At 35.7% G+C, this 23,355-nt stretch carries 25 protein-coding genes, 1 pseudogene and 1 riboswitch; of the genes and pseudogenes, 12 read left to right on the top strand and 14 right to left on the bottom strand.

Annotated features, from left to right (window positions below):
- Positions 1–9: 9 nt before the first annotated feature.
- Both kdpC and kdpDN read left to right on the top strand, forming a co-directional pair.
- Positions 10–591 (top strand): K(+)-transporting ATPase subunit C, encoded by a 582-nt coding sequence (gene kdpC / locus AB3X49_RS03525; RefSeq protein WP_367960535.1) that lies wholly within the window; start codon positions 10–12, stop codon positions 589–591.
- A gap of 56 nt (positions 592–647) precedes the next feature.
- Positions 648–1,802, top strand: coding sequence for a KdpD-like non-kinase potassium sensor (kdpDN, locus tag AB3X49_RS03520; protein ID WP_087946251.1), 1,155 nt, complete (start codon positions 648–650; stop codon positions 1,800–1,802).
- A gap of 19 nt (positions 1,803–1,821) precedes the next feature.
- On the opposite strand, the gene AB3X49_RS03515 is transcribed toward kdpDN, so the two are convergent.
- Positions 1,822–3,000 carry an MFS transporter gene (locus AB3X49_RS03515; RefSeq protein ID WP_002169125.1) on the bottom strand — a complete coding sequence of 393 codons (1,179 nt, stop codon included), beginning with the start codon at positions 2,998–3,000 and terminating at the stop codon, positions 1,822–1,824.
- Positions 3,001–3,140: 140 nt separating this feature from the next.
- Here AB3X49_RS03515 and AB3X49_RS03510 point away from each other — a divergent pair, with 140 nt between their 5' ends.
- The 4 genes from AB3X49_RS03510 to AB3X49_RS03495 all read left to right on the top strand — a co-directional run bounded on the left by AB3X49_RS03510 (position 3,141) and on the right by AB3X49_RS03495 (position 5,239).
- Positions 3,141–3,602 (top strand): MarR family transcriptional regulator, encoded by a 462-nt coding sequence (locus AB3X49_RS03510; protein WP_367960532.1) that lies wholly within the window; start codon positions 3,141–3,143, stop codon positions 3,600–3,602.
- A gap of 130 nt (positions 3,603–3,732) precedes the next feature.
- On the top strand, positions 3,733–4,587 hold the full coding sequence (locus AB3X49_RS03505) for a patatin-like phospholipase family protein (protein WP_002140445.1): 855 nt from the start codon (positions 3,733–3,735) through the stop codon (positions 4,585–4,587).
- A gap of 127 nt (positions 4,588–4,714) precedes the next feature.
- Entirely contained in the window at positions 4,715–4,918 is a 204-nt protein-coding gene (locus tag AB3X49_RS03500; RefSeq protein ID WP_000432819.1) for a hypothetical protein, read from the top strand.
- A gap of 48 nt (positions 4,919–4,966) precedes the next feature.
- Positions 4,967–5,239 carry a sugar ABC transporter ATPase gene (locus tag AB3X49_RS03495; protein WP_367960530.1) on the top strand — a complete coding sequence of 91 codons (273 nt, stop codon included), beginning with the start codon at positions 4,967–4,969 and terminating at the stop codon, positions 5,237–5,239.
- 27 nt (positions 5,240–5,266) lie between these two features.
- Here AB3X49_RS03495 and AB3X49_RS03490 read toward each other — a convergent pair whose 3' ends face one another.
- From AB3X49_RS03490 to AB3X49_RS03475, 4 genes are all read right to left on the bottom strand, one after another.
- Positions 5,267–6,262, bottom strand: coding sequence for an ABC transporter permease (locus AB3X49_RS03490; protein ID WP_001054974.1), 996 nt, complete (start codon positions 6,260–6,262; stop codon positions 5,267–5,269).
- Positions 6,246–7,733, bottom strand: a complete 1,488-nt coding sequence (locus tag AB3X49_RS03485) for a sugar ABC transporter ATP-binding protein (protein WP_367960528.1) — start codon at positions 7,731–7,733, stop codon at positions 6,246–6,248. Before AB3X49_RS03485 ends, AB3X49_RS03490 begins: the two co-directional genes overlap by 17 nt.
- Positions 7,730–8,842: a sugar ABC transporter substrate-binding protein gene (locus tag AB3X49_RS03480; RefSeq protein ID WP_367960525.1), complete on the bottom strand. Its 1,113-nt coding sequence runs from the start codon at positions 8,840–8,842 to the stop codon at positions 7,730–7,732. Before AB3X49_RS03480 ends, AB3X49_RS03485 begins: the two co-directional genes overlap by 4 nt.
- Positions 8,843–8,929: 87 nt before the next feature.
- A riboswitch (SAM riboswitch) is annotated at positions 8,930–9,035 on the bottom strand.
- A 92-nt stretch (positions 9,036–9,127) separates the two neighbouring features.
- On the bottom strand, positions 9,128–10,429 hold the full coding sequence (locus AB3X49_RS03475) for an NCS2 family permease (RefSeq protein WP_002029878.1): 1,302 nt from the start codon (positions 10,427–10,429) through the stop codon (positions 9,128–9,130).
- Between the two features lie 224 nt (positions 10,430–10,653).
- Here AB3X49_RS03475 and AB3X49_RS03470 point away from each other — a divergent pair, with 224 nt between their 5' ends.
- The 3 genes from AB3X49_RS03470 to AB3X49_RS03460 all read left to right on the top strand — a co-directional run bounded on the left by AB3X49_RS03470 (position 10,654) and on the right by AB3X49_RS03460 (position 12,918).
- Positions 10,654–11,520: an SDR family oxidoreductase gene (locus AB3X49_RS03470; RefSeq protein ID WP_002087502.1), complete on the top strand. Its 867-nt coding sequence runs from the start codon at positions 10,654–10,656 to the stop codon at positions 11,518–11,520.
- 221 nt (positions 11,521–11,741) lie between these two features.
- Positions 11,742–12,503, top strand: coding sequence for a L,D-transpeptidase (locus AB3X49_RS03465; RefSeq protein ID WP_002029880.1), 762 nt, complete (start codon positions 11,742–11,744; stop codon positions 12,501–12,503).
- A 163-nt stretch (positions 12,504–12,666) separates the two neighbouring features.
- On the top strand, positions 12,667–12,918 hold the full coding sequence (locus tag AB3X49_RS03460; RefSeq protein ID WP_002029881.1) for a hypothetical protein: 252 nt from the start codon (positions 12,667–12,669) through the stop codon (positions 12,916–12,918).
- A gap of 32 nt (positions 12,919–12,950) precedes the next feature.
- Here the strand turns inward: AB3X49_RS03460 and AB3X49_RS03455 are convergent, their stop codons facing one another.
- From AB3X49_RS03455 to AB3X49_RS03415, 9 genes are all read right to left on the bottom strand, one after another.
- Entirely contained in the window at positions 12,951–13,166 is a 216-nt protein-coding gene (locus tag AB3X49_RS03455) for a DUF1540 domain-containing protein (RefSeq protein ID WP_002029883.1), read from the bottom strand.
- Between the two features lie 72 nt (positions 13,167–13,238).
- A complete protein-coding gene (locus tag AB3X49_RS03450) occupies positions 13,239–13,691 on the bottom strand; it encodes a thioredoxin family protein (RefSeq protein ID WP_002029885.1) in 453 nt (150 codons plus the stop codon).
- Positions 13,692–13,703: 12 nt separating this feature from the next.
- The gene (locus tag AB3X49_RS03445) at positions 13,704–14,123 is read right to left on the bottom strand and encodes a disulfide formation protein C (RefSeq protein WP_002125372.1); all 420 of its coding nucleotides are present in this window, start codon (positions 14,121–14,123) and stop codon (positions 13,704–13,706) included.
- Between the two features lie 165 nt (positions 14,124–14,288).
- Positions 14,289–14,537, bottom strand: a complete 249-nt coding sequence (locus AB3X49_RS03440) for a YhdB family protein (RefSeq protein ID WP_001195459.1) — start codon at positions 14,535–14,537, stop codon at positions 14,289–14,291.
- A gap of 121 nt (positions 14,538–14,658) precedes the next feature.
- Complete coding sequence (locus AB3X49_RS03435) at positions 14,659–15,168, bottom strand: PCYCGC domain-containing protein (RefSeq protein ID WP_002125374.1); 510 nt, start codon at positions 15,166–15,168, stop codon at positions 14,659–14,661.
- 45 nt (positions 15,169–15,213) lie between these two features.
- Positions 15,214–16,323 (bottom strand): GerAB/ArcD/ProY family transporter, encoded by a 1,110-nt coding sequence (locus AB3X49_RS03430; protein WP_367960521.1) that lies wholly within the window; start codon positions 16,321–16,323, stop codon positions 15,214–15,216.
- 12 nt (positions 16,324–16,335) lie between these two features.
- Positions 16,336–17,418, bottom strand: a complete 1,083-nt coding sequence (gene gerYC, locus AB3X49_RS03425; protein WP_002140451.1) for a spore germination protein GerYC — start codon at positions 17,416–17,418, stop codon at positions 16,336–16,338.
- Positions 17,415–18,920: a spore germination protein gene (locus tag AB3X49_RS03420; RefSeq protein WP_033729732.1), complete on the bottom strand. Its 1,506-nt coding sequence runs from the start codon at positions 18,918–18,920 to the stop codon at positions 17,415–17,417. The genes gerYC and AB3X49_RS03420 overlap by 4 nt, the downstream gene beginning before the upstream one ends.
- Positions 18,921–19,044: 124 nt before the next feature.
- On the bottom strand, positions 19,045–19,641 hold the full coding sequence (locus AB3X49_RS03415) for a hypothetical protein (protein WP_367960518.1): 597 nt from the start codon (positions 19,639–19,641) through the stop codon (positions 19,045–19,047).
- Positions 19,642–19,872: 231 nt separating this feature from the next.
- On the opposite strand from AB3X49_RS03415, the gene AB3X49_RS03410 reads away from it, so the two are divergent.
- From AB3X49_RS03410 to AB3X49_RS03400, 3 genes and pseudogenes are all read left to right on the top strand, one after another.
- Positions 19,873–20,433, top strand: a complete 561-nt coding sequence (locus AB3X49_RS03410; RefSeq protein ID WP_367960516.1) for a nitroreductase family protein — start codon at positions 19,873–19,875, stop codon at positions 20,431–20,433.
- Between the two features lie 117 nt (positions 20,434–20,550).
- A complete protein-coding gene (gene spoVR / locus AB3X49_RS03405) occupies positions 20,551–21,966 on the top strand; it encodes a stage V sporulation protein SpoVR (RefSeq protein WP_002029894.1) in 1,416 nt (471 codons plus the stop codon).
- Between the two features lie 106 nt (positions 21,967–22,072).
- A pseudogene (locus AB3X49_RS03400) lies at positions 22,073–23,335 on the top strand (neutral/alkaline non-lysosomal ceramidase N-terminal domain-containing protein).
- Positions 23,336–23,355: the final 20 nt, after the last annotated feature.

The following is a 23,355-nucleotide window of genomic DNA, read 5'->3' as shown; positions in this document are numbered from 1 at the left end:
GGAAAAAAGATGGCGAAAAAACAAAGTATACTTTCATCAATTATTCGTATTACTTTTACATTTCTAGTTTTGTGCGGCCTCGTATACCCGCTTATTGTAACTGGTATTGCGCAAGCGGTAATGAAGGATAATGCGGATGGAAGTCTTATATATAATGATAAAGATGAAGTAGTTGGTTCAAAATTAATCGGTCAAAATTTCACAGATCCACGTTATTTTCATGGACGTGTCTCTAGTATAGAATATAAAGCAGAAGCATCTGGTTCAAATAACTATGCACCGTCTAATCCAGATTTAGCAAAACGAGTTGAGAAAAGTATTGATGACTGGAAGAAACAAAACCGGGCCATTCCAGTTACAGAAGTACCAATAGATTTAGTGACGAATTCAGGTTCAGGGCTTGATCCTGACATTAGTCCGAAGGCGGCTTCTGTACAGGTAGATCGCATCTCGAAATTAACGAATATTCCGAAAGAAAAGCTAGATCAATTGATTAAGGATCAAACGGAAGGTGCAGCGCTTGGCTTGTTTGGAGAAGATCGCGTGAACGTCTTAAAGTTAAATTTAGAATTACAGAAACTAATGAAATAGTAACAGTGCTACCTCAATCTAACGGATTGAGGTAGCGTTGTTTCGAAAGAAAGGGTGTGAGTGTTTTGTATGCGGATGACTATAAACCGACGTTTCAAAGGCGAACGCCAGAAGAGTATTTAGAATATATTCGGCAGCAAAATCGTGGAAAGTTAAAGCTATACGTAGGGGCTGCACCTGGAGTTGGGAAAAGTTATAAAATGCTATTTGATGCAAGAGAGATGAAAAAAGACGGTATTGATATTGTAGTTGGTTTAATTGAAACACACGGTAGAAAAGAGACGGAAGAAGCAATTGCTGATTTAGAAAAAGTTCCTTTAAAAGAAATAGATTATAAAGGGAAAGTATTTTATGAACTTGATGTAGAAGAAATTATAAAGCGGGCACCACAAATTGTTGTTGTGGATGAACTTGCGCATAGTAATATTCCCGGATCGAAAAATAAGAAACGTTACATGGATGTGCAGGAATTGTTAGATGCCGGTATATCTGTATTATCAGCGTTTAATATTCAACATTTAGAAAGCGTTCATGATATTGTAGCTCAAATTACGAATGTCAAAGTACGAGAGCGTATTCCAGACTTTATTTTACAAAAAGCAAATGAAATTCAGCTTGTTGATGCAACACCTGAGGTACTCCGGAAGAGATTAATAGATGGAAAGATATATAAGGAAGAAAAAATTCAACAAAGCTTACAAAACTTCTTTACGATAAATAATTTAGGGGCATTAAGAGAGTTATCACTTCGAGAAGTTGCAGATGATATGGATGAGAAAATTAGCCAAACAGTAATAGAACCGATCGGTGTGAAAGAAAAAATTCTCGTTTGTGTACAATACAGTTCAACAGCAGAGAAATTAATACGGAGAGGTTGGCGCATGGCTGATCGGCTAAATGCTGAATTGTATGTGTTAAACGTTGAAAGAGAAAATATAGATTCTATTTCAGCAGGCAAAAAGCAAACGATTGAAGAATGGAAATCGCTAACGAATCAATTTGATGCGAGCTTTGTATTAGAAGAAGCAAAGGGAAGAAAGCCCGCTGATGTTATTATTGAAGTTGCAAAAAGACTACAGGTGACACAAGTTTTACTTGGGCAATCGGCGAGAACACGGTGGGAAGAAATACGAAAAGGTTCTATTGTAAATGAAATTATGAGACAAACGAAGTATATTGATATTCATATCGTTGCTGATCAAAGAGCTTAAGAGACCATCTATAGGTCTCTTAAGCTCTTTGTGCAGCATGGGAATGTAGCATTTTCATTGCGTGTAAAACTATAAGTAGAAATATAATTGCCCCTAGGAAGAAAATCCAAAAGTAATTTTGATTAAATAAAAGAAACCCACCTACAATAGGCCCTGTACCCATACCAAGATAGCGAATGAAGTTGTACATACCGATGGCAGTTGCGCGTTCTTGTACGAATTCTTCCGTTAATAAAGTAGTGTGAGTCGGCATAGAAAGTCCCATACTAAAACCGTATAAAGAGGTAACGATAATTACGGATGGGATATTGATGCTATATGTGAAAGAGAATAAAGTGACACATATAATGTTGAAGAAACTAGTGATGAATAAAGCCTGCTTTGTTGTGAAATGTTTTTGCAAAAATTTGTAGCAATAGCTTCCTAACATAAGAGAAAGGGACATCGGTACAAACATAAGACCAATTTCGCTTGCGCTTAGATGAAATATATTTGTTAATATGCTAGGTAAAAAAACGAGGAAACAGAAATATATACAAAATTGAATAAAGCCAATAAGTGTAATGGAAAATCCAGTTTTATTTTTTAAGATAAGCCAGTAATTCTTTTTTGCTTTAGGTTTCTCAATTACATTTGGTTTTGTTTCTGGAAGTAGTGAAATGTTTATAATTAATAAGATGATGCCAATTGTAGATAAAAAAAGAAATACAGATAAGTGGCCATTTATACTGCCGAGATAGCCACCTATGAGAGGACCGATTGCAGGTGCGAGAGCAAGTAACATTTGATAAAGGCTCATCGCTTCTCCGCGTTCTTTTCCTTCAAATAAATCACCGATAATCGTTGCTGCAACTACAGGTATAGCCGCTATTCCTATAGCTTGAACAGCTCTAAAAAATAGAAATAAGTAAATGTTTGGTGAGAAAGCACAACCAATTGAGCCGATTGTACTAATGATTAAACTAGGGATAAGGACAGATTTTCTTCCCTTGGTATCAATTAAAGGTCCGTATATGAGCTGCATAACCGCAAGAACGAATGTGAAAAGTGAAACGGTTAAATTTACAAGATAAAGAGAAGTATGAAACGAATTTTGAATCATCGGCAAGATAGGTGTATAAATATTTTGAGCGAAGGAACCGAGTAAGGCACTCATACAGACAACATATAAAATGAAATTCAGTTTGGTTTTTTCCATAATGTTAACCTCCTTGTCATTTGGTTTCCTTGGAAACCAAATTAATTTTAACATGATTTTCTCACTTGTAAAGATGAAAAAATGATTTTAAAATGGTATATAGTTAAATTGTTTCTTTGGAAACTTAGGAGGCGAATGGATTGGAACGTACAGCGAAACAAATGGAAATACTTTCGGATATTCGTACACTTTTTCATAAAAAAGAAGAGCATTTGAAAGAAAATAATGAGAAGTTTCTTCGTGAGACAGGTGTAAGTGGTATGTCTTTATCTGAGTTACATGTTATCGAGTGTATCGGAAAAAATGGTCTGATGAATGTAACTGCTATTGCAACAGAAATGGGAATGACGAAAGGCGCAATCTCTAAAATTTGTACAAAGTTGTTTCAAAAGCAATTCGTTGAGAAAATGCAAATGTTAGATAATCAAAAAGAAATTTTCTTCCGCTTAACGGAAAGAGGAAATGAAATATATAAAGCTCATGAAAAATTGCATAAACAAGCTGAAGAAAAGTGGCTGTTACTTTTAGATGGATATACGAAAGAAGAGCAAGATTGTATTCAAAGGTTTATAAAGGATGTCTCTGGTCATTTGGAAATATAATTGGAAGAAAAAACCCCTCCATTTCAAGCCTTTTCAATATAATTTCTGAAAGAACTCATATATAATAGAAAAAGATACTTAACATAGTGAATAATTAAAGAGTCAATATATATAAAGAGGAGAGAATAACATGCTTGAAAATACGGGGTTAGTATTAGAAGGCGGCGGTATGCGTGGTGTATATACGGGCGGGATATTAGAATATTTTATGGAACAAGATTTATATTTTCCATATGTAATTGGTGTATCAGCTGGTGCTTGTCATGCAGCGTCGTATCTTTCCAGACAAAGAAATAGAAATAAAACAGTAAATATTGATTATGCATCACATCCGCAGTATTTATCGTATAAAAACTTGTGGAAAAAACGTCAGCTATTTGATATGGAATTCATTTTTCATGAAATTCCAGAAAAGCATGTACCGTTTGATTTTGAAACATACTTTAATAGTCCAGAGCGTTTCCTTGTAGGAACAACTGATTGTGAAACAGGACAGTCTGTTTATTTTGAAAAAGAGGGAACGAATGATGATGCACTAAATTTATTGCAAGCATCTAGTTCATTACCTTTCATTGCACCGGCAGTAAACTACCGAGGTAAGCAATTGTTAGATGGCGGGATTTCAGATCCGATTCCAGTTCGTAAAGCACAGGAAGATGGATTTAAAAAATCAGTCGTTATTTTGACGAGAAATCATGGTTACGCGAAGAAAAAATCAAAATTTGGTTGGATTGCAGCAAAGGCTTATAAGAAGTATCCAAACCTTGTAAATACGATGCTGAATCGTTATGAAGTGTATAATGAAACACTTCACTACATTGAAAAAGAAGAGCAAGCTGGTAATTTATTTGTTATTCGCCCAGAAGTGCCGCTTCAAGTAGATCGTATGGAAAAGGATACGGCTAAATTACAAAGTTTATATGAGCAAGGCTATGAAGATGCAAAGAGACAATTTGCAGATTTACAGGCGTTTTTGCAAAAATAATAATTAGGCTGTGGAGAAGGCGTTCTCTGCAGCCTTTTTTATTATTGGTTTCAATACCGAATGTTGGTTATATACATTTTGGGATTATGGTATAATATGGATAAAAGTATGTAGAGAGGTGATACATATGGAAAATGTATATAAAGGGCTTAGACATACTGGATTTACAATGTTGCTTATTTTTGGTGGCGTATTTCTACTGCGCTGGTTCATTCATGATGAAATGTTATTAGATCAGCTTATTGGTTTTAGTATAGGAATGGTAATGGTTATTTCATCAGTGTTCATTCAAAAGTATAGTAAAGAATTGCAGGTAAATGAGAAATATTAAAGGTTTCTAACCTCTTTTAAGTAGTTTGGTCGTAGAGGAGGCTTTCATATGACTTTTTTATTTGCGGTATATTTTGTTTTTATTATGACATTGTTAATTACATTTCTTCTTTCTAAAAGATCATTTGAGAAGCCTTTTATTAAATGTATACCAGCGTTCATATTGTTTATTTTGGCTTTCATTTCTTCTATTATTTTTATATTTAATAACGGAATGGGAGAGCTTATGATAGCAATCTTCTTAGGTGTTACAGCAATAGCGAACGGTCTTTTGCTTTTTGCGTTGAAAGTAGTTCGTGTGATTGTTGCAAAAGGAAAGTAGCGCATCGGAATTCGATGCGCTACTTTTTTATTTACGCTTCTTTTTAATAAATGAAAAGGCTAAAGCTGCAATTAAAATACTGCCTTTAATGATATCTTGCGCATAATAAGGAACGTTCATCATTGTAAGGCCGTTTAATATGATTCCAATTAATACGGAACCAAGAAATGTTCCGATGACATTTGGTTTCTTAGCACCGAACATTGCATAACCGATATAGGCAGCTGCAACTGCATCCATTAATAATGGGGCGCCAGCTGAAACTTGTCCTGTTCCAACGCGGCTACATAGAATAATACCGCCAATAGAGGCAAGTAAACCGCTAATCATATAAGCATATACACGGTAACGATCAGTAGGAATACCAGCTAGTCTAGCAGCTTCTCGATTCCCACCTGTCATATAAAAGAAACGACCGTACGTTGTTTTTTCTAAAAATACATATGCAATTAAAACGACGATAAGCATGATAATGACAGGGACTGGAATTCCTAACACAGAACCTTGACCGATAAATAAAAAGGATGGAATAAAATGTCCTTTGGCACCAGACATTCCTTCATAAATAGAAGATCCTTTTGAAAATGTTAAGTGTAGTCCATTCACGATATACATGATACTTAATGTAGCTAGTAAATCTGGTAGTTTAATTCGGATAACGAGTAGTGCATTTAATAATCCAACTAATAGCCCACAAAGAATAGGAACAAGGAGTGTGACTAATAGTTCTTGTCGATATAAAATGAGACAGGAAGCAGCGGCAATGGTTGCTAAACTAGCGGTAGAGCCGACTGATAAATCAAATCCATCTACAATTAATGTAAAGGTAACACCAATTGCAAGTAACGTTACGATAGAAATGGAACGTAAAATATCACTAATATTGTTGTATGTTAAAAAAGAATCGTTGACGATAGAGAAGAAAATTGTAACACCTATAATGATAGCAATCGTACTAAATTGATAAAAAAGATGAGTAGGTAAATATAGTTTCTTAGTTTTTGTTTTATGAACGAGATTCAATGGAATAACTCCCTTCAGATAAATGTAAAAGCTGTTCAGGAGATAGTTCGTCTGGTAAGTATTCACCTACAAATTCTCCGTTTGCGAGTATAAGAATGCGATCAGCGATATGTAGTGCTTCATCTTGTTCTCCTGTGAAGTAAATTACGGAACTTCCGTTTTCAGTAATGTTACGAATGAATTGAAAAATGTCTTGTTTTGCAGCTATGTCTACACCTTTAGTTGGCTCGTCCAAAAGAAATAGATTCGGTTTGAATCCATGCCACTTTGCAATGGAGACTTTTTGCTGGTTTCCACCGCTAAGTGAATGAATAAATGCTTTTGGGTCATTGGGTGAAATGCTGAAAGAAGAAATTGCTGTAGTAGCATTATTTACTTCGGTTTGCTTTCGTCTCCAACCTGATTGGTGTAAATTAGTGTGGCTTATAATATCTTCCGAAAGAAATACGCCTTGTTTTCTTCTTTCCTCTGGTACAAGTGCGATCTTTGCTTTAATCGCATCTCGCGGTGTTTTAATTGTTATTGTTTGACCATCTATTTCTGCGTGATAAGTATGACGAGTACCAAATAACGTTTCAGCAAGTGTTGTTTTGCCACTGCCAATTAATCCGTATATCACAACAGTTTCACCTTTCCGTACGGTGAGAGAAAGGGGAGAATGGTCTTTGTGTAATGGAAGTTCTTGTACTTTAAATAATTCTTCGCTCCCTCGTTTTGGCGCTGTATTAATAGGAAGTGTAAGTTGTTTTCCAGTCATCGCTTCCACAATTTGTTGATCTGTAACCTTTGTGATCGCTTCAGAAAGTGCAACTTTACCGTTATGTAATACGGTTACATCATCCGCGAAATTTCGAATCTCTGATAAACGATGAGAAATTAAGATGATGCCAATTCCTTTCAATGTTAAATCTTTTAATAGTTGCCCGAAGGTTTCAACTTCTTTCGGTCCAAGAGAAGAAGTAGGCTCATCTAATAAAAGATAATTTGTATTGTTGGATAAAGCTCTTGCGATAAGAAGTAATTGTTTTTCATGTAATGAGCAGTTTGAAACATCTTCCGAAACATTTAAATCAGCCTGTACAGTTTGCAAATGTTGTTTAGCGAGTGAGACTAATTTTGACTTTGAAAATAGTACTTTATTTTGCATTGCTAAATGATCGATTAGTATATTTTCTAATACAGATAATCCAGGAATAAGTCCGTGATCCACTTCTTGTGTTACGAAAGAAATACCATGTTTTTTTGCATCGCGTGGTGAAGTAAAGGAAATAGACTGATTATCAATTTTTATATTCCCAGCAACTGGTTGAATTTCACCAGTTGCTATTTTTAGTAAAGTACTTTTTCCTGCACCATTCATTCCTAGTAAAGCGTGAACTTTTCCTTTTTGTATGTTAATAGAAACATTTTCTAGTACAGGGGTAGAGATGTGATAAGAATGTGTAATGTTTTGAAGAGAGAATGTCATCATTTTTTCTCCTTCTCTAATTTTTTCATCCAAGGTGAATATGCATCTTTCGAGTCTCCCCAACCGTTTATATGTTTTGATAATTGATCCATCGTTATATTTTCTTGTGGCAAACTATTTTTCTTTACTAAATAAGGTTCTAGTGAATAAATATCTGGCGTTTGTTCACCAACGATTTTCTTGTATAAGAAACGCACTTGAACTTTACCGACTTCAGCTGGATCGGTTGCAGCCGTAGCAGTCCAAGGTGAATTTTCTTTTTGCATGAGTTGTAAATCTTCATTACTTAAGTCAATGCTGTATACTTTTATATCTGTACGACCAGCTTGTTCGAGTGCTTTGACGGCCCCCTTAGCAAACTCATCCCACGAAGCGAAAATAGCTTGTAAATCACCTTTTTTCGGATATTTTTTTAGTAAAGCCTCTACTTGTGTTTGCGTATCAAGTGGTGTGTTATTACTAGCGGTACCAAAGCGTACAACTTCTTTTATATTTGGATAACGTTTATAAAAAGCATCAATGATAACATTGCGACGTTCCATTGGAGCAAATCCGCCAACCCATACGACGGCGATATTCCCTTGTCCATTCAGATCTTCCGCTAACGTTTTTAATGATTTCCATGCAAGACTATAGTCATCTTGATCAATAATCGTTACGCCTGGTAAGCGTAGGTCGTTATCAAATGCAACTACAGGAATATTCGCTTGTAATGCTTTTTCTACTCCGGGTTTTAGTGCTTCAGAGCGACCGTGATCAATTAAAATACCATCAACTTTTGAATTAATAGCAGTATCTAGATTTGCTGCCATTTTTGCTAAATCATTATCAGAATTGTAGACTTGCACACTGCCGCCGAATAGCTCGACTTGTTTTTTGACACCCTCAATATATTGAGAGGAAAAAGTTCCGATGGACATTTGCATAATTAATGCGATTTTTAATGGCTTTTTTACTTGGCTTGGAATTTCTGTTTGTAAATGATTTGCTGCTGTAGTAGTTTCTTTCTTCACCGTTTGTTGCTTTTGTGAAGAGATAGCATCTTGTTCATTTGTGCAAGCTGTTAATGCGAGTAAGAGAATAATGAGTACGGTGGAACATAATTTTTTCATAAAAAAATCCCTCCTAAATTAAGAAAAGAGAGGAGGGAGTGAAAATAAAAACGTCTTTTCATATAGAAAAGACGTCTTATCATATTACTCTTATCTTTCAACACAATGTGTTGTAAGAATTAGCACCGTGCCCATAAATGGGTCGGTTGCCGGGCTTCGTAGGGCTCATCCCTCCACCTGCTCTTGATAAGACATCGAATATTTAACTATTTCGAATTATTCCATAAGTGTATGCTGTTGTCAAATGTTTTTTTGTAAATAAAAAATCCCTCACAACGAGGGATTTTAATGTGGTAAGAAAACTAATTGATAAGCGAACAAGATCCCGAATAAATACACAAGTGGGTGAACAGCACGGAATTGTCCTTTTGCCACTTTCATAAGTGGGTATGAAATAAATCCAAGTGCAATACCTGTTGAGATACTTGATGTAAGTGGCATGCTTAAGATTACTAAAAATGCTGGGAATGCTTCATCGAATGTATCCCAATCGATGTGGCGAACTGAGCCCATCATAAGACTACCAACGATAATTAGTGATGGTGCTGTAATAGCTGAAACGCCAGAAACAGCGCTCACTAACGGTCCGAAGAATGCTGCTAATGCAAATAGAACAGCTACTGTAACAGTTGTTAAACCAGTACGACCACCAGCTGCAACACCAGCAGATGATTCAATGTAAGCTGTTGATGGTGTTGTTCCGAACATAGCTCCAATTGTTGCTGAGAATGAGTCAGATAGAAGAGCTCGTCCTGCTTTTGGAAGCTTTCCATCTTTCATAAATCCACCTTGTTGTGCAACGCCAAGTAGTGTACCTGTTGTATCAAATAGTGTAACAAGGAAGAATGAGAAGACAACGCCGTATAATCCGTAGTTAATTACATCAGATACAGCAGTAATTGGATTTGAAACGATAATTCCTTCTGGTAATCCAGGCATTGATGTAACGCCGCTTGAGAATGTTAATTGACCTGTGAAGTAAGCGATAATACCAGTTAATAACATTCCGATAAATAGTGCCCCGTTTATATTTAAAGACATAAGGATAATTGTAATTCCAAGGCCAGCTAATGCTAGTAGAACTGGAGCAGAGTGAAGATCGCCAAGCCCAACTAAGTTTGCATCATTTTTTGTAACAATTCCCGTTAAGCGCAAACCGATAAAAGCAATAAAAAGACCGATACCAGCAGTAAGTGCATGTTTTAAGTTCTCAGGAATTACTTCCATTAATTTCGTACGGAAAGATGTGAATGATAACAAAATTAAAATCATACCTGCTACGAATACAGCAGAGAATGCAATTGCGAAAGTCATGCCTTCATGGGCTTTTACAACAGAATAAGAGAAGTAAGCATTTAATCCCATACCTGGTGCAATTGCGATTGGTAAATTAGTAAAGATCGCCATAAATAATGTTCCGACAACAGCAGCGATAATTGTAGCTGTAAATGCTTGTTCAAACGGAACACCTGCATCCCCAAGGATGACAGGGTTTACGACAATGATATATGCCATTGTTAAAAAGGTAATAATACCTGCCATAATTTCAGTTTTAATAGAAGTTTTATGTTTTGAAAGGTTAAACATATAAACATCCTTTCTTTTTACGAATAATTTTCACAACAGTTATATATAATATTCGTTTTTTAACTATTTTGCAATAGTTTTGCATAAAAACTTTAGAACAACTCATATTTTATGTCGTAAATTCGAATATTAATCGTAAAACTGTGTGTGCATTGCGGTTCTTTAATGTGTAAGTAGTTTTTTTTATTGTGCGCATTATAAGGGGAAAGGAGTTGAAGGAAGTTATGCCGCAGCAAAAAAACTTTTTAACAATGCCAGCACAACATCAAAATAAACAACCTGGTATTGAATCGTTAATGAATCCTCTTCCAAAGTTTGAAGATCCAAATTATAAAGGAAGTGAAAAGTTAAAAGGAAAGAATGTATTAATTACAGGAGGAGATAGCGGGATTGGAAGAGCTGTTTCTATCGCTTTTGCAAAAGAGGGAGCAAATATTGCGATTGCTTATTTAGATGAGGACGAAGATGCAACTGAGACGAAACAACTTGTGGAAAAAGAAGGCGTGAATTGTGTATTATTGCCGGGAGATTTGAGTAATGAACAACATTGTAAAGAGATTGTAGAAGAGACCGCCCAGCAGCTAGGGGGGCTAAATGTTCTTGTGAATAACGTCGCACAGCAATATCCGCAGCAAGGACTAGAGTATATTACAGCGGAACAGCTAGAAAAAACGTTCCGTATTAATATTTTTTCTTATTTTCATGTTACAAAAGCAGCCCTCTCTCATTTAAAGCAAGGGGATGTAATTATAAACACGGCATCTATCGTTGCGTATGAAGGAAATGAAACGTTGATTGATTATTCTGCAACGAAAGGAGCGATTGTCGCTTTTACAAGATCGCTATCTCAGTCGTTAGTACAAAAGGGAATTCGTGTAAATGGTGTTGCACCAGGCCCAATTTGGACACCGCTTATTCCATCCAGTTTTGATGAGAAAAAAGTATCACAGTTTGGGAGTAATGTTCCTATGCAAAGGCCTGGTCAGCCGTATGAATTAGCGCCTGCATATGTATATTTAGCGTCTAGTGATTCGGCATATGTAACGGGACAGATGATGCATGTAAATGGTGGAGTAATTGTGAATGGATAGTTTTCATTTATAAGAGCAAAGTAAAGTTAATTGTATTTATCCCGCTATTTGCGGGCAGTAAGACTCCTACCTAACAATTCGGTGAATACAAGGAAGTTAGGTGGGAGATAAATGTCCGTAAATGCTCGATTGGTGAAGGCTAATCCTCAGTGGGGATGGACAAAATCCCCCAACGAGTAAAGTTTCACTTTATTATGATGTTAGTGCTAGGGAGGATTTAGATGAAGAAAGTATGGTTTATCGTAATCCTATTTTTCTGCCTGCCAGCTAGCGTTTTTGCTAATACAGATCATTTAATATTAGTTAACCTTACGACGAATCAGCTGTCTTTTTTTGAAGATGGAAACTATACTAAGACATTTCCGATAACGACAGGAAAAGACAGGACCCCGACGCCTGAGGGTAATTTTTGTATTATAACTAAATATAAAAATAAAGAATACCATCGTAAAAAAATAGCTGGGGGTGCTCCGAATAACCCTCTCGGTACGAGGTGGTTAGGTCTAGATAAAAAGGAATATGCAATTCATGGAACAAATCGGGAATGGACGATTGGAAGCAGGGAGTCGAATGGTTGTATTCGCATGCACGATCGGGACATACAATGGTTATACGACCGGGTACAATTACAGACGAAAGTAATTATTTCTCGTTTTCATACGAGTCCCGAATATGAAGCGTATAAGCTTGGTTATCGGGTTGTGAGTTGGAATGGTCGTAAAGTAGAAGAAGAACAAATTGGAATGCTTACGTTAGTAGATCGTGTAAATATATATTGGCAAGAACCAAATGGACAATTGACGAAAGTAAAAACGGTATTGCCAAATGAAAAATATACAGTGTATTCAAAACGAAAAGATGGAACCTATTATATAGGAAACAATTTGTATATTGTAGATGTAACGGGAGAAAAAATTCGTTATGAGCAATTACCTTATTCGATTTTAAGTAACATATATAAAAGGAAATATAATGTTCCATAATAGCTACCGTGTATAGGCGGTAGCTTATTTGTGATGAAGTTTAGTTGGTTTTAATGATTTCATACCAATCGCGCGCCTGTAAATAGTGAGATAAAAAAATTGAAACAGCAACTATTATGTTTTGCTGAATATAATACAGTACAGACTGGGGGGCGGTCACATTATGAAAAGTGAATTTGCATTTAAAATTTTCTTAATCACGACTTGTTTATTTATCGTGTATTTATATGCGTTACTCGTCTTCTCCTTTTATGTTCCATATATTGATTTAATATTGTTCGTTGGATTTATTTGGGCATTTGTTAAAGCGAGGGAAGGGGAGAAGAGTGTATATCGGCGCATTACTTTATGCGGGACGGTCCTTCTCGTTATTTTGTACTTTTTTATGATGCATGATGTTTGGAGAGGAATGTAAAAAAGCATACGACTAATCGTATGCTTTTACGTTTAATATTTCGGTTTAAATGTATGACAACACGTTTCTACACTCGTTGTTACAGAACTTTCAAGCGTCTCGTTTGTTAAAGTAGCGTTTGTATATGAACTGTTTTCAATTTGACCTGCTTCTTGTGCATCAGGTTGAACAACGATTGCACTTGCTTGACAAAGGTTACCTTGTCCCCAAAATGAGCAATTGGAAACAGAGCATTTCACTTCTGGCATAAAACCCCCTCCTCATACATTAGTGTGGGATTTTACGCCCATTTCATGTATAGAAGGAGTTTCCTTTTCTTATTATTTTTTCGTTTGCTCAAGCCACTCTTTTAATTTGTCTTCCGGTTGTTCGCCGCTAATACGGCTCACTTCTTTACCGTCTTTAAAATGAATGATTGTTGGAGTTCCTTTAATTTTATATTCATCCCAAGGAGCATCTAATTTTTCAATATCCATAACTTTCATATCAACATTCAAGTCTTTAGCCATTGGTACTACGATAGGAGATAATTTTTGGCAATGAACGCAAGATGTTTGATAAAAGTATACTGTTTCTTCTTTTTTCTCTTTTAAATTCTTTTGGAGATCTGAAAGAGAGATTTTATTTGTGTAGTAGTCAGAACCATCTGTTTGACTAGTAGCATTATCAATTTTTTGGCTTGTTGAAGCATTTTTTTCTTCCATTTGTGTTACAGCGAAAATTGCTGCAAACAAGGCGATAATAATACCGCCAAATATAAGCATTTTTTTCATTCTTTCATCTCCTTATTTGTTTTTAATTACGATGAAGCTACAAACAGCGATTGTGATAAAGCCGATAAGTGCTAAAAACGGGATTGTCACAAAGCCGAACCAGTTTATGTATTCTCCCGTACAAGGTACGCGGCCGCAAGCTGCCCCAGCAGCTGAAAATGCTGCGATTTTTTGAATTGCATAGTGATATAAAGAAATACAAGCACCAATACTTGCGATTGGTAAAGAATAACTTGCAATGCGATAGTCTTTCTTTACTACAGCGATACCGAGCCATAAAACAAATGGATACATAAAAATACGTTGATACCAACAAAGGACACAAGGCTCAAATTTCATAATTTCGGAAAAGTATAGACTTCCTAATGTAGCAATAAACGAAGCTCCCCATGCAGCAAATAAAGCATACTCTTGCTTTTTTTCTCGTCCCATATTTTATACCTCACTTATAATAGTTACATACTAAATTATAGTATGAAGTGGTAGGGAAAAGAAAGAAAAAATATGTTTATCAATAAAAGTTTTATAAGGAGAAACTTTTATTGATATAAACATTTTAAAAAAGCGCTATTCTCATAAAGAGAATGGCGCTATATTTTACATTTGAATTTGCTCTACTTCTTCTACATGTGACTTTTGGGATGCGTGGTCAATATATTGAAATAGGAGCTGCAATTGTTTATCAACTTCTGGTAGTTCTTTACTGTATTGATAAGCGTGTAAAAAATGCTCAATACGCTTAGAAAATAATTGATCGTTCGTTTGAACCATGAGAACGAGTAATTTATCCCAATTACAGCAATACGTGTAATAGAGAGCTTTATCATAGTCGTTATATGTTTGCACTGTGTACCCTCCTTACCGAGGAGTTATATATAGTGTGTGACAAGTAAGGAGAAATACACTTGAAAGAATTTGTTAAGAAAAAAGGTGAATGAAAAGAGAAAAACGAGGGATTTCCTCGTTTTTATGCTTTTGGCATTGGCGTAGGTGTTGGCTTGCCATACCCTTCTTTGTATTTATTGTCGATATAGTTACGAATTTCGAGCGTTGATTTTCCTTTTTGTTTCATGGAAGCCGATTCAACCGCGATTTCTAGGCAGTTGACACAAGTTGTTGCGTGGGAATCCCAAACAACTTCACCATTCTTTTTAATTTCACGAATAAAGCAGTTTTTATTGTTTTTATGTCCTACACTCTCACCGCAACCGCAGTAACATGGAATCCAATCTAATAGCTCTGCATTTTGTCCAGCGACAGTGTAGATATCTTTCATTTGCGGATCAAGCTTGTCTAGGAAGGTAGGGAGTGTGTCGACTCCTTTTGTCTTTTCTTGAATATCAGCTTGCTGAGTATGTGATGCGTGGTCATGCTCTTCTTTTGATTCAGAAGATTTTTTGTCATTTGTACTAGTACTCCCGCATCCAACAAGAATTAGGCTCAGTACTGCAAGTAAAGAAAATACATACTTTTTCATTCGCTTGTCCCCTTTACAAATGTATTAACCAAATTGTATCAAATATCATGGTGTGTCGGGTGAAGATTTTTTCGACAGATTTTTGAAGCGCCATCGTAGTGAATGGAATAGAAATAAAATTGGGATATAAGCGTATACAATATATAAACCAGCTTGAGACAGTACTGTATTTAATGTATTGATACTTTCACGGTTTGTGAAAAATAAGGATGAAATAAATATAGCTGCAATAAAAAATGGAAGTGTAATTTTAAATGGTACGTGAAAAGACCTTTTACTAATGCAACAAGAAGACCAAATTGTTAAACAAAGATTAGGTAAAATAATAAGATACCACATGAAAATAATGATGTACTCAAACCTTTGGATAAAAGGAATCTTTATGATTTTTAGCATTGTTAATGTTGGCCAAATTGTATGATGTAGTTGTCCTTGGCTATAGTACATAAGGGAAACAATGGCTAGTATTACGTATAGAATTGTTGTAAAAGCAATACCACCGTGCGCCCATTTATTTAATGATTTTTCTTTTTTTATAAATGGATAAAAAACAAGAATTGCTTCAAATCCAAGAAATTCTAATGCAGATGATTTCGCTGCAGTTAGAATTTCTAAAGGTGAATGAGTTAGAATTGGGAGAATGTTACGGACATGCGCGTATTTCATTGGGAAAACTAAGAAAAATAGGACGAAAATCGGTATTACGACGCCCCAAAAACATATTCCTGTTACAGAGCGAAAACCACCTTTAATTACGTAGTAAGTCACAAGTAAAAATAATAAAGTTAATTTCCACGGTTTAATTGTAGGGAAGACCCAAACTTGAATGACTTCAATATATGTACGAAGGACAGTAAGGCAAAATAATAGAAGGTATGCAGCAAAGCATACGGACAAAAATGTTCCAATCCACTTTCCGAAACATGTCGTATGAATATTCATTAAATCATTATCTTTTTCTAACATTTTAAGCATGCAAAATAGCACGATATGAGTTGCAATGCCCGCAACAATAAGAGAAATCCAAGAATCATAACCGGCATATTGCGCAATAATCCTTTGGTATCCTAACACACCTACTCCAATTTGAAGGGAGTGTAATAGAAGAAATGTGAAATAAGGGGAAACAGTATGTGTTTTATCTTGTCCAGCCATTACAGCACCTCACTATTCTCCGATACCAGATTGCACGACATTGATTTGCACATGAACAGCAACGTCTACATTAGGGTACATTTCTTGAATTTGTTTTATAGTCCATTTTCTTGAATGACTACGAATTTCTTCTTGTATACCTATCGGATCGATTTCTTTTTCTTGGAATTGTTTTATTAATTCGTTTAAATGCTTCTCAAGCGTTTTTTCTACATGTTTTTTTACGTAAGTTATATTTTCGTGCTTTGCTAAATCGAGCCAGTCGGGAGCATTTTTTATAAGTCCGTTTAACTTTAAGTGGATGTTAACTTTCGGAATGTCACCGTTTTGGGAAAGAGAACAAAAACTTTTCCCGGATAAGTTTTGAGTAGCGATCAATCCTTTATGCTTACCTTGACGTATCGGAACTTCGTAACGACCATTTTTAGTTGGATTAATGAGTAGTTTTAATAAAAAAGATCCTTTTTTATCTGTGTACATAACCACTTTATCCTTTTTTAAAAAAGCAATTCCTTTAATGGAAGCAGACTTGTCTTCATCAACTTTAATATAAGGAAGAAATGGATCGCATCCAGATGAATAAAAGTTATATAAAAAAATATTTAAAGCTGTCCGAGGGATTGTCTCGGTTTCTATATTTTGCTCCAGTAAATCAGATAGATATAGCGATCCATTCGTTTTGACATGTTTAAGTAATTCTTCTGTTGAACCATCTACAAGCGCTAGTTGCACATCTCGGCCAATATTAGGATCACGTTGTAAGTTGTTAATAACATCCCCAATTCCACGTTCACCAAATGATTTTCCAAATAGGACAACACGCATTTGACCTACAGCGATCGTATGTGGTGATTTGGCGTTTAGAAGTGAAGAAATTGTTTCAATTGTATCTGCGGTAGTTGACTGAGTTTCTGGTTTTGATTGAACGCCTTTTGTGTAATCGGGATATAAGATTGTCCCGCGAAATTTTTTATCTTTCGTTATATCAAATCCACCTATATGAATCATTCGCTGTGTGTCTACTATATTCGGTTGTGTACAGCCGGATTGGAAAATTAAAATGATAATGGAAAAGCATAATAAAGTATTTTTCATTTCTCTTCACCATCATGTTTTTCTTTCGCTTTGTTTGGATCATAGCGCCATTTCTTTTTTGGTCTTAGAAAAGAGGCACGTCCTGCAGTTTGACTAAATGGCAAGCGAAAGAGACCTTCTGCCGTTCCTAAACCGCGAAATGGATATAGAGGTAATAAATAAGGTGATCCAAGTGATTTTAAGCGAATTAAATGAGCTAATATGAGTACGAATCCTACAATGAGACCTAAGCCCCCAAATGCACCAGCTAAAAGAATAAGTGGAAATCGTAGTATCCGGATAGTAGAAGACATTTTTACAGTTGGTGTTGTAAAAGAAGCGAGTGCTGATAAAGCAACTGCAATTAATAAAATGGTACTCGTTAAAGCAGCCTGAACAGATGCTTGGCCAATTACAATCCCGCCAACGATGCCGATTGTTTGTCCAACTTTTGTAGGTAATCGTGCTCCAGCTTCACGGAGCAATTCGATTGTGATTTCTAAAAAAAGTGCTTCTAAAATGGGCGGAAAGGGTACATTAGCTCTTGAAAAAATAATCGGACCTAGTAAATCCGCAGGAATCATTTGATAGTGATACGTTAATACAGCTGTATAAATAGCTGATGAAAATAGCGAGAATGCTGCTCCGAAAAAGCGAACCATTCGAAGAAATGAGCCTGCTATCCATGGTAAATAATAATCTTCTGGAGAGACGAAGAAATCGAGTAATGTCGCTGGTCCAGCTAATGCGTAAGGTGAACCGTCTGTTAAAATGACGACTCCTCCATTCAATAATGCATAAACGGAGCGATCTAAACGCTCTGTAGGGAGTAAAACAGGGAAGGGAGAGTTGCTGTTATCACTAATAAACTGTTCAATCATAGTTGCATCGAAAGGAACATCAAAGTCAATGTCTTGTAGGCGCTGCATCGCAGTATTAACGTGCTGCTCATTCGTAATATCTTCGATGTAAGCAACTACGACTTTTGTTTTTGATATAGAACCAACTATAACTTCTTTGAAAACTAATTGTTCTGTGACGATATTTCGCCGAAGTAAGTGTATATTTGTATCGATATTCTCAACAAATCCGACTTTTGGACCGATGACACTATATTCATTTTCAGTATCGTTATATAGCCGTGTACCTAAAACGGAACTTTCAGCACGAATAAGTGCATATTCTGCGATTTGAGAATCATTTTTTAGTTGTATAAGTACATACCCACTTAATAATTTTTCACGAATGTCATCAATAGTAGGGCCAGTGATAATCTCCTCAAGTGTGACGATATTTGCTATATCACTTATATTTTCAATGTGATCTAATTCTCTTTTTATAGGTGTTAAAATGAATCGATTAATGAGGAGTGATTCAGCCGTAGATTTATAGTAAAACAAACATAATGTCCCATCTTCTACGATGTTATAAGAAACGAAATCACTCGATTCTTTCATAGTATGGATAAACTCTGGAATGGAACAGATTGTTTTTTTCTTCTTTTTAGACGATAAACGAAACATTTTCTCACCCCTTACTACATCATTTTCTTATGTTAGTTTTTGGGAAAGACGGGAATTTATACTTGAAAATTGAAAGTTCATAAAGAAAAGGAAGAGTATTGAATATCTCTTCCTTTTTGGCGTGTTAATTTGTTTTCTTTTCTTTAATGGACTTCACTAATTTAATCATCTCTGCTCGTATATCTTCTCTTTTAACATTTAATTTTTCCGCAATTTGTTTAATATCCATCCCATCTTTTCTCATTTTTAGTACATCGTCAAGAGGGGTATTACTTTTTTGAGAGATGATTGTTAACACGGTAAATTGGCGTAAGCCAATGTTATATTCTTTCATTTTTTGTTTCAGTCCATCTGGTGTGGACTTTTGCATATTTGCTAATTTTTGCAGTAGTGCTTTTTTCGTTTCTTTATTCATATGATGCTTTTTCAATTTACTTGGGTCTACACCGAAATGCTCGGCTGTTTTCTCCCAAGATTTATTTTGCTTATAGTAAGCTAAAACGTCCTTAATTTCTTTTTTACTTATTCTTGCAATGTGGGCAGCTTTCCAAATTTCATGTTTATTATAGCCGAGTTTTTCGAGCGACTGCATTTCTTCTTCTGAAATAGGCTTATGATGGTGCATTGTTACTTCTTTTGGCGTGGCAGCGGAAGCAGGAAAGACAGATATCCCGCACAATAATGCTGCCATAGTCATACTTACTGCGATTTTCTTGTACATATAAACTCCTCCTAGATGGGTAATGTGGAAAACTTACACATATCATTTCCATAAAATGTGAAAAACTTGTGAACAAGTTAAGTTTTTTTATTCACAGTATAAAAAGAAGTTTTTCATGGTTTTCCAACATAAAACATTGATTAATAGTGAAAAACTAGGTTATAATCGAAATTGAAAATCAATATCAATGACGGATTTATACATATAGATAAAAATAAGGGAGAGAAAAATATGACTACATATACTTCCATCGCAAACGTTATTAAAGAAAGACGTTCTGTTCGTACATTTACAAATAAAGCAGTAGAAAAAGAGCTATTAATTGAACTATTGAACGACGCAACATGGGCACCGAATCATAAACACCGTGAACCATGGAATTGTAAATTATACATTGGAGAAGGCCGTCAGAAATTAGTAGACGCAGTACTAAACTCTTTCACAGAAGAAGAAAGAGCAAAACGCGGCAAAACTTTATCTGATCGTTTCTTAAGCACACCTGCACAAATCATTGTTTACATTAATGAAGATCCGCGTCAAATTCAACGTGACGAAGATTACGCTGCAACATGTGCATTTATGCAAAACTTCCAATTACTTGCTTGGGAACGCGGCTTAGGTTGCGTTTGGAAATCAGGTGGATTAAACTACAATCCACTATTTATAGAAGGAATTGGTTTAACAAGAGGTCAACGCATCATTGGAATTCTTCATATCGGCTATTTCGATAAAGCACCAGAAGGAAAAGCTCGTACACCGATTACGGAGAAGATGGAGATCATTGAAGGTTAATTAGAAAGAGGCATTCTCGTTTTTTTAGAGGGTGTCTTTTTATTATGCAATCAATCCTCATGAAAGCTTGTTCCTCATCATACACTTTCTTAAGGGAAAGTGTAAGGAGGGAAAATAATGAGAGCAAGTGATGATAAAGCACTACAATATGCGATTGCTGAAATTACGGAAATTGCGACTGGATTTGGTCTTGATTTTTATCCGATGCGCTATGAAGTATGTCCAGCGGAAATTATCTATACATTTGGTGCATATGGGATGCCGACGAGGTTTTCGCATTGGAGTTTTGGAAAGCAATTTTTCAGAATGAAATTACAATACGATTTAGGACTTAGTAAAATTTATGAACTCGTTATTAACTCTAATCCATGTTACGCCTTTTTATTAGATACGAATTCTTTAATTCAAAATAAATTAATCGTGGCGCACGTTTTAGCACATTGTGATTTCTTCAAAAATAATATTCGTTTTTCTAATACGAAACGCGATATGGTGGAGAGTATGGCAGCGACAGCAGATCGTGTGAAGGCGTATGAACATAAGTATGGAAGAGAAGAGGTAGAAACATTTTTAGATGCCGTACTTGCCATTCAAGAACATATTGATCCATCGCTTATGCGTCCGAAACTTGCATGGAGTATTGAAGATTTAGAAGAGGATGTAGAAAAGAAAAAGATATCACAGTACGATGATTTATGGAATTTAGATGATCGAAACAAAAAGAGAGAACGACCTAATATGCATAAAAAGAAGAAAATCCCACCGCAGCCAGAAAAAGATTTACTCCTCTTTATTGAAGAATATAGCCGTGAGCTAGAAGAGTGGCAGCGCGACATATTAACGATGATGCGTGAAGAAATGTTATACTTCTGGCCACAGCTTGAAACGAAGATTATGAATGAAGGTTGGGCTTCCTTCTGGCATCAACGCATACTTCGTGAAATGGACTTAACATCTGGTGAAGCAATTGAATTTGCGAAATTAAATGCAGGTGTCGTACAGCCATCAAAAACAAGTATTAATCCATACTACCTCGGTATTAAAATGTTCGAAGATATTGAAGAGCGCTATAACAACCCGACAGAAGAAATGAAACGACGCGGTGTGAAACCTGGTTCTGGTCGTGACAAAATCTTTGAAGTACGGGAAATTGAATGGGATGTATCGTTCCTAAGAAACTATTTAAATAAAAAACTTGTAATGAGAGAAGATATGTACTTATTCCAGCGCCAAGGAAAAGAATATAAAGTAATTGATAAAGAATGGGAGCATGTACGCGATCAACTCGTAAATATGCGCACAAATGGAGGTTTCCCGTACTTAGTAGTAGAAGATGGAGACTACTTAAAGAATGGGGAATTGTACATTAAACATAGCTATGAAGGAATTGAGTTAGATTTAAAATACTTAGAAAAAGTATTACCGTATCTTCATCAGCTATGGGGAAGAACAGTGCATATGGAATCGATTGTGGAGAGTAAGGGCGTTGTGTTTTCTTATGATGGGAAAATGGTGCATCGGAAGTATGTGTGATGAAAAGAACGGACATAGGATTTCTTGTCCGTTCTTTTTATTTTGAAAATGGTAAATATGCTATTCTTGAAGAGAGGGAGTTACATAGAGAAATGGAGCGATTCAAATGAGCAAAGTAGGGATATGCAAGGTGGATATTACGCCGCCTATAGGTATTGATTTTATCGGATATCATAGAGATACAGGGATTAATAATATTGAAGAGCACATTTATGGGACAATTTTTGTATTTGAAAAAGATGAAATGAAAACTGTGTTTATAAGTATTGATAATATCGGAATGTTAGTAGAAGATACGACGATGATTCGTGAACGAGTAGCTAGTGAGCTTAATGTACCGTTGCAGCAAATAACTGTCGTTTATACACATACTCATTCTGGTCCGGAAACAGTCGGTGATCATCCTTTAGTAAAGTCATATAAAACGATTTTACTAAATAATGTAGTGCAGGGTGCTATTACTGCGAATAATAATATGCGTTTATGTGAAGTTGGTTGGGGTGTTACGACAGGCGATATTGGAGTAAACTGAAGAGAGAGGACACCTGATGGAAAAGCAAAGATGGGCATAAATATAGAGGGTATTGTAGATAAACGAATTGGTGTTTTAGCAATGAGACATGCTGATTCAAAGGAGTTAGCTGGGATTGTTGTATTTTGTACTGCTCATCCGAATGTTTTAAAAGGGGATAGCGATGTATTATCAGCGGATTATCCTGGAATGACGAGAGAGATTCTGGAGAAGATAGTAAACTGTCCTGTTATTATTGTTCAAGGTGCTACTGGTAATGTAAATGCAAATTATCGCGGTTCAAGAGAAGCATTAACACAAATGGCTTACATACTTAGCGGACATGTATTAACGATATTACCAACAGTTACATATAGCACAATTGTAAATCTAAGAACTATTTCGACGATGATGCAAATGAAGTTAAAGGATATTCCAGAAATTGAAGAGATAAAAAGAATGGCCCAATTAGCTGAGAAGCAGTGGGGTGTGAATACTGACGAATGGCTTGCTATTGTTTTAGATAAGCATAGGAAAAACATTAGGCACTTAAGTATCGATTTAGAAATTCAATTGTTTCAAATTAATGATGGTATATTCTCTGGAATACCGATGGAACCTTTTTCAGAAAATGCTTTAGAAATGAAAGAGAGTCTTCAAAATGAACTAGCTTTCTTTGGTGGCTATACGAATGGATATATTGGTTACTTACCGACAAAAGAGGAGTATGCATATGGTGGATATGAAGTGGAATTAAATCCTGTTGTGTATGGGCCAGTTACAAACTTGTTGATGCCTCCAGAGGAGAATACGGCAGAGCTGATCGTGCAGAGAGTTACGGAATTATATAATGTATAAAATATGGGTATCCCATATAT

The organism is Bacillus sp. C30 (genome assembly GCF_040838255.1).
Lineage (GTDB): Bacteria > Bacillota > Bacilli > Bacillales > Bacillaceae_G > Bacillus_A > Bacillus_A mycoides.
Note: the sequence above shows the minus strand (reverse complement) of the source record. Positions and strands in the feature narration are given on the sequence as shown.